Raw genomic sequence first — 15,679 nt, 5'->3', positions numbered from 1 at the left:
GGTCTGTTTTTACTTATACTGAAAATGGTGATATTATAAAATAGAGTGTATTTTTGTACTTATAATGTATAATCTAACATAGATTTAATGATTTTTAGGAGATTTTATATGAACAAGATATTACTATTAGAAGATGACAAGAGCCTTATTTATGGGTTGTCATTTTCTTTTGAAAAGCAAGGGTTTGACGCTGATATAGCTAGAACTATAAGCGAAGCTTTAGATTTATGGTCAAAAAACAAATATGAATTATTAATTTTAGATGTATATCTTCCTGATGGATCAGGGTTTGAATTTTGCAGAAAAGTCAGAGAAAACTCTGATGTACCTATTATTTTTCTAACAGCCTCTGACGAAGAAACAAGTGTAATTATGGGTCTGGATATTGGTGGAGATGACTATATAACTAAGCCATTTAGATTAAGTATTTTAATCTCAAGAATAAATGCACTTCTTAGGAGAACAGAAAAATATAATAACCAAAATATCGAATCAAATGGTATAAAAATTCATTTATCAGAAAGTGTTGCTTATAAAAATGGTCACGCTTTAGATCTAACGAGTGGTGAATATAAACTGCTTTGTTTATTCATGAAAAATCCTGATATTGTCCTATCTAAAGATCAAATTTTAGAGAAATTATGGGATATTAATGATAATTATATAGACAATAATTCCGTAACTGTATATATTCGCAGACTTAGAGTGAAAATTGAAGACAATCCTAGCCATCCCAAAATGATACAAACTATTAGAGGTCTGGGATATAAGTGGAACGTTTCTTGTTGAGGTAAACAATGATGTCAGTATTTTCAGATGAAAACAATAAAAGATATTTCAAACATATCTTTACAGTTAATGTCTTATTCGCCTTATTAATTCAAATATTTACTTGGAAAGAGTTCAAAACTATTTCTACTCCTTCAATTTTTATAAGTCTTATTTTTATTTTTTTGACACCTGGTATATTTTATCTTTATTTAAAACGCCAAGAAGAAATTATAGAAAATGCAGAAGCACAAATCAATATGTATCTTGAAGGCAATCATAATGTTCAGATTGATTCTGACAAAGAAGGGACAATTTACAGGTTATTTAATTCCATAAATCAGATGGCTTCAATATTAAATGCCCGAGCCAAGAATGAAACGAAAGAGAAGAAATTTCTAAGAGATATTATATCTGATATATCTCATCAACTAAAGACACCATTAGCAGCTTTAAACATATATAATGAACTTATTTTTAATGAGGTTGATAAAGATTATCCAATTAAAGATTTATGTGAAGCGTCAGACCATGAGCTTAATCGAATGAATACATTAATACAAAACCTTTTGAAGTTAGCTAAGTTTGATGCAGGTGTGATTGTTCTTGAAAAATTGAATGAAAATGTGTATGCAATGATTAAAGATGTAGAACTCCACTTTACATACCGTGCGAAAAGTGAAAAAAAACATCTACAAGTTTCTGGAGATGAAAAAATAAATCTTACTTGTGATAGAGATTGGCTATTGGAAGCAATAAATAATATTGTCAAAAACGCTTTTGACCATACTAAAAGCGGTGATGTAATTAAAATTGAATGGGAGCAATTCTCGTCGATTTTACAGATAAAAATTACTGATAATGGCTTTGGTATACATGAGGATGATCTTTATCATATTTTCAAGCGTTTCTATAGAAGTAGACATTTAACAGATTCGCAAGGGACAGGCTTAGGACTACCCTTAGCAAAGTCTATCATCGAAGGACATGGAGGCACAATTGAAGTTTCTAGTGAATTAGGTTATGGGACTAATTTTATATTAACTTTTAGAAATCCTACAAAATTGTAGGATTTTAGTAATTTAATTGTAGGAATGGAGTGTTATTCTTTAATAAATAGAATAAGATCGAGGTGTTTTATGAGTTTATTAGAAGTTAAATCTGTTTCTAAAATATATGGAAAAGGCAACAATGCAGTGCATGCTTTAAAAGATATTAAATTTTCTGTAGATAAAGGAGAATATATAGCTATAGTAGGAGAGTCAGGTTCTGGGAAAAGTACCTTACTGAATATAATAGGTGCGCTAGATACTCCTACTGAAGGTAAGGTTATTATTAATAATAAAGATTTGTTTTCAATGAAAGATAGCGAGCTTACAGTATTTCGCCGCAGAAATATAGGTTTTGTTTTTCAGGGATTTAATTTGATTCCAGAGTTAACTGTGGAACAAAACATAATCTTTCCAGTTTTATTGGATTACAAGAAACCAGATAGAAAGTATCTTGAAGAACTATTAAATATATTAGGACTACAAGAGAGAAAGAATCACTTGCCAAGTGAACTTTCTGGTGGTCAGCAACAGAGGGTTGCTATAGGTAGAGCACTTATAACAAGACCTTCTCTAATTCTAGCGGATGAACCAACGGGAAACCTAGATTCTAAAAATAGTTCAGAGGTTATTAGTTTACTAAAAGAATCTTCACAGAAATATGAACAAACTATAATTATGATTACACATAGCCGTTCGATAGCTCAAGCAGCAGATAGAGTTTTAAGAGTTTCAGATGGAATACTAGTTGATCAGGGAAGTGCTACAAATGAAAAGTTATCTTAGTTTAATTCCAATATCAGCTAAAATTCGTAAAAAACAGAATCATTTAACTATAATGTGCATAGCTATTTCAGTATTTTTGGTAACAGCAATTTTTAGTATGGCTGAAATTGGCTTACGAATGGAAATTGATAGATTGAAGTTAAAGCATACTGGTTTTAGTTTCAATGATGTATTAAAAAGTTACTTGGGGCAAACTTTAATTCCTGTAGCTATGTTATTATTTATTTTGATACTTGTAGCTGGTGCTTTAATGATTTCTGGAAGTATTAATAATAGTGTTGCTCAAAGAACTAAGTTTTTTGGTATGATGCGCTCTCTTGGGATGAGCAAAGGTCAGATTAAAAAGTTTGTAAGGTTAGAGTCACTAAATTGGTGCAAAACAGCTATTCCTATTGGTACGTTAATAGGTGTTGTTTCAACTTGGATTCTTTGTGGTGGACTAAGATATATAGTTGGGGAAGAATTTTCTAACATACCTATTTTTACAATAAGTGTAACTGGTATTCTAGCAGGTGTTCTGGTAGGACTTGCAAGTGTTTTAATTGCCGCACAAAAACCTGCGAAAGAAGCCTCTAAGATTTCTCCAATTGCGGCTCTTTCTGGAAATACAGAATCTAATATAGGAAATAAACAATTAGTAAATAATAGACTCTTTCATATTGAAAAATCACTAGGAATAAATCATGCTATAGAAAATAAAAAGAATTTATTTCTAATGTCAGCTTCCTTTGCATTAAGTATTATCTTGTTTCTAACATTTATAGTTTTCGGACAATTTGTAAATTATATAATGCCACAATCTTCTGCCAGAGCAGATATAGAGATTACAAGTAAGGATATTTCAAATAATATTGATCCAAATTTGTTGAATAAATTAAAAGAAGTATATGGAGTAAAAAATGTATATGGTAGAAGAAGCGCTTTTGATGTAAATGCAATTTTAGAATCTGAATCTAACCGTAGAGAAAAAATAGATATTATCTCATATGATGATTTTGATTTAAAAAGTCTAAAAAAAGATAAAGCCCTAAAGAGAAAAAGTGATTTATCGAATGTATTTGGCAATAGCCATTATGTTTTATCTACTTGGGATAGAGATAGCAATAATAAAATTGGAGATAAAATAAAAATTAAAGGAGAAGATTTTGAAATAGCTGGACTATTGAAATATGATCCATTTAGTAGCGATGGTGAAACTGGAGGTAAAACTACAATAATAACTTCAAATGAAACATTCAAACAGATAACAAATGAAAATGGATATAACTTAGTCATGTTACAGACTGATGAGAATTTTTCAAATGAAAGTATAAACGAAGTTCAAAAGATTATGGGGAACAAGAATACAATAAATGATCGTAGAGAACAAAAGACAACGGGAACATATATGGCATTTATGTTTTTTGTATATGGTTTCATAGCGATTATTGGTCTTGTAAGTCTATTAAATAGTATCAACAGCATATCCATAAGCGTATCATCAAAAATAAAACAATATGGAATGATGCGTGCAGTTGGTATGGATAAGCTTCAAATTAAGAGAATGATTAAAGTAGAATCAGCAACCTATGGTTTCTTTGGTTGTTTTATAGGGATAATAGTTGGTGTTTTACTGAATAAAATTATCTTCACAAAACTGATAGAAAATCACTTTTCCTATGCTGTTTGGCAGTTTCCAATTTTGCCGGTAATAATTTCGATAGGTTTTATATTGACTTCAGTAATCATTTCAACATATAAACCTATTAAAAGAATTAATAAGATGTCCATAACTGACAATATAAATGAATTGTAAATTATTCTTTCTTATAGCTATATTTGCTGGTCATCTTAGTAGTATTATAATTAGTTCAATTAGAGGATTTAAACAGCTCTTTTATGGGCTGTTTTTTCTTAACTCTAAAATGATATAATGAATTATAAGATGTTTATTGATTAACATTTTCCCACATACGAGGCTTTTGAGAAATATGAAATTTTATCCATACTGACCACTCAAACCATGTCGAGAAAAGGCAACTGCTACGACAACGCACCCATGGAGAACTTCTTCAGTGTACTGAAAAGAGAAATCTACGACGGTCACATCTACCAGAGCCGGAGAGAACTCGTCCGGGCTATTAAAAACTTTATCCACTATTACAACAACGATCGAATCAAATAAAAGTTAGGAGGCTTGAGTCCAAAGCAATACCGTGAACGGATGCAATCTGCATATAACGAATATTATGTAAAACAAAATCGAGCAAGCATTTCGCTTGCTCGATTAAGTCCAACTTTATGGGGTCACTCTATCGCGGGTCTTTTTTTGTCGGAAATGGAATTGTTATCGGTGCCGGATCAGCGGGCAAGCCATTTTTCGATTTGCGCACCTTTTTTATAGCCCTCGTCGTAGAGGATGTTCATTTTCTCCAGATCCAATTTCAAGGTCTTCATGTGAAGGGTGGATTTGGGGGCGATGACGAGGGCGTTGTCGTCGGCCAATATGCGGCGCAGCTGACGGTTGTAGGTTTCGGCCCGCTTGGAAAGGGCCCGGGCCAGGGCGGGATATTCTCTCCGGAGGCGCAGGACGAAGTAGAGATCCCGCCGCGGGCGCCTGAAGTAATCCTTTGGCCGCGTCAAAATAACCACCGTCTTTGTCACGCCGTCGGCTTGCGCCTTCTCGATGGGAATGGGATCGGAGACGCCGCCGTCGACGTAGCGGCCGCCCTGAAACGCCAAAGGGCGATTGACCACCGGCACGCAGGCCGAGGCGGCGATAGCGCCGTAGCGGTCTTGGGCCAAATCGTCTTTTGTAAAATAGGTGGCCTCGCCTGTGAAGGCATCGGTGGCCACGATGACAAATTGCGCGGAAGAGGCCTTTACCCGATCCAGATCCAGGGGGTATTCCCCGTCGTGATTGGAAAGGGTGCCGTAGATGTAATCCAGATTAATGAAATCCCCTGTTTCCTTGTAGTGCTTCACGCCCATGTAGTCGTCGCGAAAGGCGTAGTCCGTGTAAAAGGTTTTGGAGCGGCCCGGCTGCTGTGCCAAGTAGCCGATTAAATTGCTGGCACCGGCGGAGACGCCGAGGCAGTAGTCGAATTGAATGCCATGATCCAAACAGTAGTCCAATACGCCGGCGCCGAACACGTCGCGCATGCCGCCGCCTACATCAATTATTCCAAGCATGTATCCCTCTTTTCGTTGACGAAATCTTGTTTTGTTTTCATTATTTCACGATTGATCGAAACTGACAAGATGGATTTTCCCGACACGTCCCGTTTTTTTCCCGGTCGATTGTTCCGCCTAAAAAAATATGGTACAATATTTCTGAAAAAGGGGGGCGTGGGGTTGATCCGATTTGATTTCATTCAATTGCATTTAAAGCACATGGCTTTTCGCGAGCTTGCTTTTTTACGCGAAAAATTCGACCACTCCACGGCCTTAGTGTAGGCATTTAAAGAGATACGGCACCCGTATCTCTTTTTTCACTTTTAGGAGGTTTTGTGCGTGGCTTCATAAGAGAAGCCGATGAAGAAGTATCCTTTTAAAACAATCAAGTAGCACGAACAAAGAAGGTATCGTTATATAGAAAGGATCAAACGCAAAGTATGTGTGGAGTTATTGGAATTTATAGCAAATCGAATGTGGCAACCAGTCTTTTTTACGGCATGAATTCGCTGCAGCACCGGGGACAGGAAGCCACGGGCATGGCCATCGACAATGGGGAGGAAATTCTGAGAAAGCGGGCCATGGGTTTGGTCATCGACGCCTACACGGAAGAAAGTTTGCGGGAGCTTGCGGGAAATATCGGCATCGGACACGTGCGCTATTCCACGGCGGAAGGTTCCCACGATTACAATATTCAGCCCATCATGGGCTTTGTCGGCGGGGAAACCATCGCCATCGCCAACGACGGGAATTTGGTGAACTACCAAGTGCTTCGGGAGCGCCTGGAAGAAGAGGGGATGATGTTTCAAACCACCAACGACACGGAAGTCATCTTGTACTTAATTACCCGCTACTACGATGGCGACATCGTGGCCGCCATTAAAAAGACCATGAAGGTCATTAAGGGCGCCTATTCCGTCACGGCCCTAGTCAAGGGCAAGGTGGTGGCCTTCAGAGATCCCAACGGCTTCCGCCCCTTGGTTTTAGGCCGCGACGAAGACGACGTCATCGTGGCCAGCGAGAATGCCGCCATTGAAATTATCGGCGGCCAAATGACCCGAGACATCGGCGCCGGGGAAATTCTCGTCATCGACGAAACGGGCATCCATTCCGATCACTTTGAATCGGAAGATACGCCGAAAAACTGCATTTTCGAATACGTCTACTTCGCCAGAAACGACGCCACACTGGACGACATTAACGCTTACACCTTCAGAAGACGCTGCGGCGAAATTTTGTGGGAAGAGGCGCCCTGTGATGTGGACCTCGTCGTTCCCGTGCCGGACAGCGGCATCCCCTCGGCCATCGGCTACGCCCAAGCGGCAAAGATTCCCTACGGCGAAGGCCTGGTGAAGAACCGCTACATGGGCCGCACCTTTATTAAGCCCACCCAAAAGGAACGGGACATGGCGGTAAAACTCAAGCTCAATCCCTTAGGCGACGTGGTGAAGGGAAAATCCATCGTCTTGTTGGACGACTCCATCGTGCGGGGCACGACGAGCCGCAATTTAATTCACCGCCTGCGCGAGGCCGGTGCCAAGGAAGTGCATATGCGCATCACCTCGCCGCCGGTAAAATATTCCTGCTACTACGGCATCGACACGCCGAACAGAAAACACTTAATCGCCGCCAATCAAAGCATTAAGGAAATCGAAGAAAACATCGGCGCCGATTCCTTGGCCTTTATCTCCATGGACGGCCTGGCACGCGCCGGAAAGAAGAGCATGGACAATTACTGCATCGCTTGTTTTAACGGGGACTACCCGGTAGACCCCACGGTTATTTAGGAGGCATTATGACTTTATCGTACAAAGACGCCGGCGTCGACATTACCGAAGGCAATCGCGCCGTCGAACTCATGAAAAAAGCCGTCGCATCCACCTACGACAAGAATGTATTAGGTGACATCGGATTGTTCTCAGGCGGCTACGACCTTTCCGCCGCCAAGGACATGGAACATCCCGTGCTTTTAGGCGCCACGGACGGCGTGGGCACGAAGCTCATGGTGGCCCAAATGATGGACATTCACGACACGGTGGGCATCGATCTCGTGGCCATGAGCGTGAACGATTTGATCTGCCAAGGCGCGAAGCCCCTGTTCTTTTTGGATTACGTGGCCACGGGCCGCGTGTCCGCTGAAAAAATGCAAAAGATCGTGGAAGGCGTGGCCGAAGGCTGCCGCCAATCGGGCTGCGCTTTAATCGGCGGTGAAACGGCGGAAATGCCCGGCATGTACGCGGAAGACGAATACGATCTGGCGGGCTTTGCCGTAGGTCTTTGCGATAAAAATAAAATCATCGACGGAAGCAAAGTAAAAGAAGGGGACGTGGTCATCGGCCTGGCCTCCAGCGGCCTTCACTCCAATGGCTATAGCCTGGCGCGGAAGCTGTTCTTCGATCACTTAAAATTGGACATTCACAGCACCGTGGAAGGCCTTGAAGGCACGGTGGGCGAGGTGCTCCTTCGCCCCACCCGCCTCTATGTGAAGCCCGTCTTGGGTCTGATGGACGAGGTGGAAGTGAAGGGCGTCTCGAACATTACCGGCGGCGGATTCATCGAAAACATTCCCCGCATTCTCTCCGACGATTTAAACTGCACCATCGAAAAGGGCAGCTGGGACAAGGGCGATCTCTTCACCTTTATCGAAAACACCGGCGCCATCGCCGAAGAAGAGCTCTATCGCTCCTTTAACATGGGCATTGGCATGGTTCTTATCGTGGCCAAAGACGAAGCGGAAAAAGCCCTGGCCTATTTAAATGAAAAGACCGACGAAAAAGCCACGGTGATCGGCGAAATCACCGCAGGCGAAGGCAAGACCGTGCTGAAATGAAAATCGCCGTATTTATTTCCGGCTCCGGGACCAATTTGCAGTCCCTCCTCGATGCCGAGGCGGAGGGGTTTTTCAAATCGGAAATCGCCCTGGTCGTCTCCAATCGCCGCGACGCCTATGGCCTCGTGCGGGCGAAGGAAGCGGGCAAGGCCACTTTTGTGGAAAAAGACGGCGACCTTATGGCCGTCTTGGAAGCGAACGAGATCGACTTTATCGTCCTCGCCGGCTATTTAAAAATCCTCGGGAAGGATCTTTTGACGCGCTACGCCGGGCGCATCATTAACATCCATCCGGCCCTTCTGCCGAAATACGGCGGCAAGGGCATGTACGGCCTCCACGTCCACGAGGCCGTGTTCGCCCACGGGGAAAAGAGAAGCGGCGCCACGGTGCACTACGTCACGGAAACCGTCGACGGCGGCGCCATCCTGCTTCAATCTTCCGTGGACATAGAAAAATTAACGTCGCCGGAAGCCATTCAACAAACGGTGCTCGTCTTGGAGCATCAATTACTTAAGACAGCCATTCGATTTTGCGAGGAGGGCATACTATGAAATACGCATTGCTGTCCGTTACGGACAAGACAAATATTGTGAGCTTCGCCAAGGGCCTGGTGGATCTGGGCTTCACCCTTTTGTCCACCGGCGGCACCTTGAGAGCCATCGCCGAAGGCGGCGTGGAGGTCACCCCCATTGATGCCTACACAGACTTTCCCGAAATGCTCGACGGCCGGGTAAAGACCCTGCACCCGAAAGTACACGGCGGAATTTTATTTAAACGCCACGAAAAGAGCCACGTGGATACGGTGAAGGAACACGGCATCGGCGCCATCGACTTGGTCTGCGTCAATCTCTACGCCTTTGAAGAAAGCTACAAGCAAAAGAAATCCGAAGCGGACATGATCGAAAACATCGACATCGGCGGCCCCTCCATGGTGCGCTCCGCGGCGAAAAATCACAAAGACGTGCTCATCGTCACCGATCCCTGCGATTACGACGACGTGCTCAGCGTATTAAAAGAAGGAAAAGACGACCTCGCCTTCCGTCGGAAGCTCGCCATGAAGGCCTTCAGCAAAACCGCCTATTACGATTCCATGATCGCCCGCTACTTCAAGGAAGTTACCGGGGAAGAGGACGATCTCTTGACCATCGGCCTGAAGAAAGATGCGGATCTGCGCTACGGGGAAAATCCCCATCAAAAGGCCGCGGTCTATTCCGATCCCATGGTCAACAGCTACTTCAGCCACCTGAAACAGTTCCAAGGCAAGGAACTTTCCTACAACAACTACAACGACTTTAACACGGCGGTCAGTCTCGCCGGGGAATTCGACGAAGAAAAAGACGGCATTATCTGCGTCGGCTTAAAACACGCCACCCCCTGCGGCGTCGCCTTAGGCGAAACCGATGTGGACGCGTACAAGAAGATGTTTGAAGCGGACAGCCTCTCCATTTTCGGCGGCATCGTGGCCTTAAACACTACTGTAGACAAGGCCTGCGCCGAAGAAATGGTAAAAATCTTCCTGGAAGTGGTCGCGGCAAAAGACTTTACCGACGAGGCCCTGAAGGTCTTTAAACAAAAGAAAAACCTGCGGGTGATTCAAGTGGACTACGAAGCCGGCACCATGAAAAAAGAAATGCGCTTCGCAAGCGGCAAGGTTCTGGTTCAAGATACGGATCTCGACGCGGCGGAAGACTACAAAGTCGTCACGGACAAGGCGCCCACGGAAGCTGAAAAACGGGACCTCCTCTTCGGCATGAAGGTGGTAAAATACGTGCGCTCCAACGCCGTGGTCCTCATTAAAGACGGCATGACCTTGGGCGTGGGCGGCGGCGAAACCAGCCGCATCTGGGCCCTTGAAAATATCTTTAACCACAATCCCGATCGCGATTTCACAGGCTCCGTCATGGCCAGCGACGCCTTCTTCCCCTTCGACGACTGCGTCAAGGCGGCGGCGGAAAAGGGCGTGAGCGCCATTATGCAACCGGGCGGCTCCATTCGCGACGAGGATTCCATCAAAGCTTGTAACGAAAAAGGACTGTCCATGGTATTTACGGGCGTCCGTCACTTTAAACATTAAGGAGGCATTGTGAAGGTACTAATTGTCGGCGGCGGCGGTCGCGAGCACGCAATCGGCCATGCCATCGCCAAAAACAAAGAGGTAGAAAAAATTTACTTTGCACCGGGCAACGGCGGCACGGAAGATGTAGGCGAAAACATCGCCATTTCCGCTGACGACATTCAAAGCCTGTTGAAATTCGCCAAAGACATGGCCGTGGATTTAACCGTCGTCGGCCCCGAAGCGCCCCTGGTCGACGGCATCGTCGATGATTTTGAAGATGCGGGCCTTACGATTTTCGGTCCCAGAAAAGAAGCGGCACAGCTGGAAGGCTCCAAGCTCTTTACGAAGGAATTTTGCATGCGCCACAACATTCCCACGGCGGCCTATTCCGAATCCACGGATCGCGATACGGTGCGCCAAGCGGCCATGAATCTTCTCGCGGATAAAGGCGTCTGCGTTTTAAAAGCCGACGGCTTGGCCGCCGGAAAAGGCGTGGCAATCGCCTATTCGGAAGCGGAGATCGAGGCCTTCTTGATCGACGTCTATGAAAAAGACCGCTTCCATACGGACCGCGTCGTCGTGGAAGAATTCCTTGAAGGCTTTGAAATGAGCCTGCTCGCTTTCTGCGACGGCAAAACCATCGTGCCCCTTTCCACGGCCAAGGACCACAAATCCATTTACGAAGGCGGCCGGGGACCGAACACCGGCGGCATGGGCAGCTACGCTCCCAATGTGGAAGCTTTGCCCCTGTTGGATGCCATCGACGAAAAATTGGTGCGCCCCTTTATGGAAGGCTTGAAAAAAGACGGCATGGATTTCCGCGGCCTGATTTTCATGGGCATTATGATTACCGACGCCGGCCCGGAAATTCTCGAATACAATTGCCGCTTCGGCGATCCGGAAACCCAATCGGTGCTGGAACGCCTCGACGGCGATCTTTTGGACATTATGATGGCCACAGCCAAGGGCGAATTGGACAAAGTGTCCGTAAAAGAAAACGACAAGAAAGTCGTGTCCCTGACCTTAGCCAGCGGCGGCTACCCCGAATCCTCGGAAAAAGGCGTTGAAATCACCATTCCCGAGGACTTAAAAGGCGTCACCGTCTTCCACGCCGGCACGAAGATGGAAGACGGAAAGCTCGTCACCGACGGGGGACGGGTGCTCACCGTCACCGCCGTAGGCGATACCTTCGAAGAGGCCGTTGCCGCAGCTTACGCCGGCGCGGAAAGAATTCAATTCGAACATAAACAAATCCGCCGTGACATCGGCCCCATGATCAGCCGCGTCTACGTGGGCAGAAAGCTCGGCTTCGACAATGCGGCCAAGGGTCTCGCCGCCCAATTAAACGAAGAGCTGGGCATTCATCTGGACGACGTGAAAATTTACGCCCGCTACGATCTGGAAGGCCTGACGGCTGCGGAAGTGGATCGCCTCACAAAAGAAGTGCTTTCCGAAGCCCCGAGCGACGTGGTCTTTGCCGATGCCGACGCCTTCAAGCTCCAGTCTGACATGGATCACGGCCTCGTGGTGGAATACCAAACGGGTCAATACGATCAGCGCCAAGCCGGCGTTTTGGATACGGCTACGGCCATTTTCGGCCACACCCACCTGGAAGCCACCTGCGCTACGGTCTACGATTTTATCGGCGACATCGACGAAGACGACTACGCCGCCATCGTGAAGCACTTGGTAAATCCCGTGGATCAAAGGATCGGAAACCTATTCGGCGTGCCTACCACCATTAAAAAAGAGTCGGAAAAGAATACGGACAACGCCGTGATCGAAGGCTTTATTTCCTGGAACGAAGAGGAATTAAAGCGCCGCTTCGATGCCATGGATCTGGCCATGAGCTTTGAAGACTTCGCCTTTATCCAAGACCACTTTAAAGACGTGGGCCGAGACATTAACGAAACGGAATTGGCGATTTTGGACACCTATTGGTCCGACCACTGCCGCCACACCACCTTTAACACGGCCCTGGAAATCGAATTCGACGAAGGCGTGGATGAAAAAATTACCGCCGCCTACGATCGCTACATGAAAACGCGGGAAGAGTTAAACCGCAAAAAGCCCGTAAGCCTCATGGATCTCGGCACTTTGGTGGCGAAACACCTAAAGGCCGAAGGCGTAAAGACAAATATGGAAGAATCGGAAGAAATTAACGCCTGCTCCATACGCGTGGACGTGGTGGCGGAAGATCTCCGCACAGGCGATGAAGAAACCATTCCCTATCTTCTCATGTTTAAAAACGAAACCCACAACCACCCGACGGAAATCGAACCCTACGGCGGCGCTTCTACCTGTTTGGGCGGCTGCATTCGCGATCCCCTTTCCGGCAGAGCCTTTGTCTATCAGGCCATGCGCCTCACGGGAAGCGGCGATCCCACCATGCCCATTGAAGACACTTGGGAAAGCAAGCTGCCCCAAAAGAAGATCACCACGGAAGCCGCCAACGGCTACGCCTCCTACGGCAATCAAATCGGCATTCCCGCCGGCCTCGTGGAAGAACTTTACCACGACGGCTACATGGCCAAGCGCATGGAAGTAGGCGCCGTAGTCGGTGCCGCTCCCGAAAGCAATGTATGGCGCGGCGAACCGAAGCCCGGGGATTTGATCCTCTTAATGGGCGGTCGCACGGGCCGCGACGGCATCGGCGGCGCTACGGGAAGCAGTAAAAAACACACGGCGGCCTCCTTGGCCACGGCCGGTGCGGAAGTGCAAAAGGGCAACGCCCCGCAAGAGCGCAAGCTCCTGCGTTTGTTCCGCCGCCCGGAAATCGCCTCCCGCATTAAGCGCTGCAACGACTTCGGTGCCGGCGGCGTCTCCGTCGCCATCGGCGAACTGGCTCCGGGGATTCGCGTGCAATTGGACAAAGTGCCCTTGAAATACGCGGGCCTCAAGCCGAAAGAAATCGCCATCTCCGAATCCCAAGAACGCATGGCCGTGGTCATCGAAAAAGAAGACCTGCCCCTCTTCGAAGAAATGAGTCGGGAAGAAAATCTTGAAATGACCGTGGTAGCGGAAGTTACTGAAGAGGCCGCCATGCGCCTTTACTACGAAGACAAGTGCATCGTGGACTTGGACCGCGCCTTTATCGACACCGCCGGCGTGGACCGGAGTCAAAAGGTGAAGGTGGAAAAAGATCCCACTTGCCGCTATCTGAATCGCTACGACGATTACAAGGCCAAAGACATTTTAAAACGCATGGGCGATTTAAATGTGGTGAGCCAAAAGAATTTAATCGAAAAATTCGACAACAGCGTCGGCCGCGGCACGGTGCTCATGCCCTTAGGCGGCAAGATGCAGCTCACCCCTACCCAAGCCATGGCGGGGCTCATTCCCGTAGAAGGGAAGAAGAGCCAAACGGCCAGTGTCATGAGCTACGGCTCGAATCCCGAATTTCTTTCGGAAAATCAATACCTGGGCGCCTACTACGCCGTGGTTGAATCCGTGGCAAAACTCGTGGCCACCGGCGCGGAAATCTGCGACATGTACTTCACCTTCCAAGAATATTTCGAAAAACTCGCCGAAGACGAAACCCGTTGGCAAAAGCCCTTAAAGGCTCTCTTAGGCGCCTTCGACGCTTGCATGGATTTTGAAATTCCTCCCATCGGCGGAAAAGACTCCATGAGCGGCACCTTCCGGGACAAAGACGTTCCGCCCACCTTGGTCTCCTTCGCCATCGCCCCCATGGCGGCGAAAGATGTTCTCGGCAATGCCTTCACGGCGGCAGGGAACAAGCTGGGCATCGTGGAAGCAAAACGATTAGGCGACGGCAGAATCGACATCGACGCCTTTAAGGCATCGGCCAAGGTCCTGAAAAAAGAAATGGCGACGGGGAATATTCTTTCCGCCGCAGCCATTACCCACAAGGGCACCTTGCCGGGGATGATTATCTCGGCTTTAGGCAACGATCTCGGCTTCGACGTCGAGCTGGATGACCTTTGCAACGCCCGCTACGGCGACATCATCGTGGAATACAAAGAAACCTTCGACGGCGTAAAAGCCATCGGCAGCCTGACAGAATCCGGCTATGTGGTAAACGGCGAAACCCTCGATGAAAAAGCAATTAAAAACGCCTACATGACGGGACTGGACAAAGTCTTCCCGCCGGAAATTCACGATCAAAAGAAAGCTTTGGCCACGGTACAAATCGCAAGTAGCCGCACGGAAAACGCCGCCGCAAAAGACAGCTGCCGCGTGCTCATCGCCTGCTTCCCGGGCACCAACAGCGAATACGACACGAAAGATGTGTTCACCAAGGCCGGCGCCGAAGCGGAAGTCTTTATCTTCAAGAATCAAACGGCGGAAGAAACGGTGAAGAGCATTTCGGAACTTGCCGAAAAGATCAAAGAAGCGGACATCTTCGCCATTCCCGGCGGCTTCAGCTTCAGCGACGAACCGGACGGCTCGGCGAAATTTATCGCCAATATCCTTCGCACCGAGGTCGTGAAATCCGCCGTGGATCATTTGGTGAAGGAAAAGAAAGGCCTGGTACTCGGCATCTGCAACGGCTTCCAAGCCCTGATTAAATCCGGCTACCTGCCCTACGGCGAAGCCCGCGTGCAAGAAGGCGATTCGCCTACTTTGACCTTCAACGACAATTCCCGCCACGTGGCCCGCATGGTCACCACCCAAGTCATGACCAACGATTCGCCCTGGCTCATGTACCTGAATCCCGGCGACGAATACGCCGTGCCCATCAGTCACGGGGAAGGTCGGCTGGTTCTTTCCGAAGAACAGGCGAAGGCACTGGTCGAAAACAATCAAGTGGCCTTTACCTATGTGGACAATCCCAACGGCAGCGAATTCAATATCGAAGGGCTCATCAGCCCCGACGGCCACATCTTAGGAAAGATGGGCCACATCGAACGGGTCGAAGACAATCTCTTTAAAAACATTCCGAATATGAAGATCATGCCGGTGATTCAAGCGGGCGTGGACTACATTTTGGGAAAGAAAAATAAATAATTCGAAAGGCCTTCCTGCGGGGAGGCTTTTTCGTTACATAAGTTACGGAATTTTTCAGGAAAATAC

Annotated in this window: 10 protein-coding genes and 1 pseudogene; 10 read left to right on the top strand and 1 reads right to left on the bottom strand. The window is 46.8% G+C overall.

From position 1 onward, the window contains the following. Nucleotides 1-108 precede the first annotated feature (108 nt). From OCV31_RS02090 to OCV31_RS02070, 5 genes and pseudogenes are all read left to right on the top strand, one after another. Entirely contained in the window at nucleotides 109-789 is a 681-nt protein-coding gene (locus tag OCV31_RS02090) for a response regulator transcription factor (protein WP_148472168.1), read from the top strand. An 8-nt stretch (nucleotides 790-797) separates the two neighbouring features. Then, nucleotides 798-1,838, top strand: a complete 1,041-nt coding sequence (locus tag OCV31_RS02085; protein WP_267303745.1) for a sensor histidine kinase — start codon at nucleotides 798-800, stop codon at nucleotides 1,836-1,838. Between the two features lie 69 nt (nucleotides 1,839-1,907). Then, entirely contained in the window at nucleotides 1,908-2,603 is a 696-nt protein-coding gene (locus tag OCV31_RS02080; RefSeq protein WP_148472166.1) for an ABC transporter ATP-binding protein, read from the top strand. Beyond that, nucleotides 2,587-4,398, top strand: a complete 1,812-nt coding sequence (locus tag OCV31_RS02075; RefSeq protein WP_148472164.1) for an ABC transporter permease — start codon at nucleotides 2,587-2,589, stop codon at nucleotides 4,396-4,398. The genes OCV31_RS02080 and OCV31_RS02075 overlap by 17 nt, the downstream gene beginning before the upstream one ends. A gap of 201 nt (nucleotides 4,399-4,599) precedes the next feature. Continuing rightward, nucleotides 4,600-4,767: pseudogene (locus OCV31_RS02070) on the top strand (IS3 family transposase); the annotation flags it as partial. A 176-nt stretch (nucleotides 4,768-4,943) separates the two neighbouring features. Here the strand turns inward: OCV31_RS02070 and OCV31_RS02065 are convergent. After that, nucleotides 4,944-5,774, bottom strand: coding sequence for a patatin-like phospholipase family protein (locus OCV31_RS02065; protein ID WP_148472160.1), 831 nt, complete (start codon nucleotides 5,772-5,774; stop codon nucleotides 4,944-4,946). A gap of 422 nt (nucleotides 5,775-6,196) precedes the next feature. Here OCV31_RS02065 and purF point away from each other — a divergent pair, with 422 nt between their 5' ends. Genes purF through OCV31_RS02040 form a run of 5 tightly spaced genes read left to right on the top strand, consistent with a single transcriptional unit; the run spans nucleotide 6,197 to nucleotide 15,613 of the window. Then, nucleotides 6,197-7,543: an amidophosphoribosyltransferase gene (purF, locus tag OCV31_RS02060; protein WP_148472158.1), complete on the top strand. Its 1,347-nt coding sequence runs from the start codon at nucleotides 6,197-6,199 to the stop codon at nucleotides 7,541-7,543. A gap of 8 nt (nucleotides 7,544-7,551) precedes the next feature. Beyond that, nucleotides 7,552-8,586: a phosphoribosylformylglycinamidine cyclo-ligase gene (purM, locus tag OCV31_RS02055; RefSeq protein ID WP_148472156.1), complete on the top strand. Its 1,035-nt coding sequence runs from the start codon at nucleotides 7,552-7,554 to the stop codon at nucleotides 8,584-8,586. Then, nucleotides 8,583-9,137 carry a phosphoribosylglycinamide formyltransferase gene (gene purN, locus OCV31_RS02050; protein ID WP_148472154.1) on the top strand — a complete coding sequence of 185 codons (555 nt, stop codon included), beginning with the start codon at nucleotides 8,583-8,585 and terminating at the stop codon, nucleotides 9,135-9,137. The genes purM and purN overlap by 4 nt, the downstream gene beginning before the upstream one ends. Then, entirely contained in the window at nucleotides 9,134-10,660 is a 1,527-nt protein-coding gene (gene purH / locus OCV31_RS02045) for a bifunctional phosphoribosylaminoimidazolecarboxamide formyltransferase/IMP cyclohydrolase (protein ID WP_148472152.1), read from the top strand. The genes purN and purH overlap by 4 nt, the downstream gene beginning before the upstream one ends. 9 nt (nucleotides 10,661-10,669) lie before the next feature. Beyond that, a complete protein-coding gene (locus OCV31_RS02040) occupies nucleotides 10,670-15,613 on the top strand; it encodes a phosphoribosylformylglycinamidine synthase (protein WP_148472150.1) in 4,944 nt (1,647 codons plus the stop codon). Nucleotides 15,614-15,679: the final 66 nt, after the last annotated feature.

The organism is Aedoeadaptatus acetigenes (assembly GCF_025566985.1).
Classification (GTDB): Bacteria; Bacillota; Clostridia; order Tissierellales; family Peptoniphilaceae; genus Aedoeadaptatus; species Aedoeadaptatus acetigenes.
The sequence above is the reverse complement of the archived record's forward strand: the minus strand, read 5'-3'. Positions and strand labels throughout refer to the sequence as shown.